This is a genomic window from Ferviditalea candida (assembly GCF_035282765.1).
GTDB lineage: Bacteria > Bacillota > Bacilli > Paenibacillales > KCTC-25726 > Ferviditalea > Ferviditalea candida.
Window position 1 is genome coordinate 1 of the sequence record NZ_JAYJLD010000110.1, and the last position, 883, is coordinate 883.

The following is an 883-nucleotide window of genomic DNA, read 5'->3' on the forward strand; positions in this document are numbered from 1 at the left end:
CCTCTTGCGTCATAAAAAAATCCTCCTCACATCTATTCTGAGGAAGATTATCTCATGAGCCAAACCAGCTTCACAGGTGGGTTTGGTTTGACGCTTACTTTGGTTCCCACGTACTTAATTCAAGTTATTTCGGTAAATAAGGGAGTGTCACAATGCTGAGTATTAAATACAGAATAACCGACACATCTAATTGGGGAGAAATGGATATTAATCAGATTGATTCGGAGGGAGGGATAGAGGGTTTTTTTTCAGTTGAGGTCAATGGCTTTAAATACGGATATTACCATGACCGTGAACTAATGCCTAACGAGGAAGGGCTAGATTTAGTTTCAACTTGGTTTGAAAACTTGCTTCGGTCAATGGCAATATTAAAGAATGAAGCGTATGTTCTTGTACGAGACATTGAAACAAAAGGAACTTGGCTTGAATTAAAATTACTCCCACAAGAATTGCTATCCCTTAGTATTGTTAAAACTGACACGAATAAAACTTTTGAGCCAGTTACCACTATCCATTTTGAAAATATTAATTATGGAGAATTTAAAAATCAGATTGTAACCCAAAGAGAATTTAAGATGGAGTTACTAAAACAGACTAAGAATTTTATTCATTCTCTTGAGAGTATTAATCCCAAATTTTTGTGTAGTAAAATCGTAGGAAGATTAAATATACTATTAGATCAGCTTCAGTAAGCTTTTCCCCCAAGGCGAGCCAAAAATTCTTTTTATCTGCCGCGATATCGCCAACAACAAAAATGCTCAACATGGATATCTGGGCACACAGCGTGGCCGTGGCTGCCCCCGAGAAGTCCAAGCCGGTACAAATCCTGGCCAAAGGCGGCGGAGGCGGAAAATCCGGAGGAAGCTCCGGAGGCAACTCCGGC

1 protein-coding gene is annotated in these 883 nt (G+C 39.6%); it reads left to right on the forward strand.

The genetic code is table 11. The features are described 5' to 3' along the window. Positions 1 to 152 precede the first annotated feature (152 nt). On the forward strand, positions 153 to 692 hold the full coding sequence (locus tag VF724_RS21290; protein ID WP_371756237.1) for a hypothetical protein: 540 nt from the start codon (positions 153 to 155) through the stop codon (positions 690 to 692). The last annotated feature ends 191 nt before the right edge of the window (positions 693 to 883 follow it).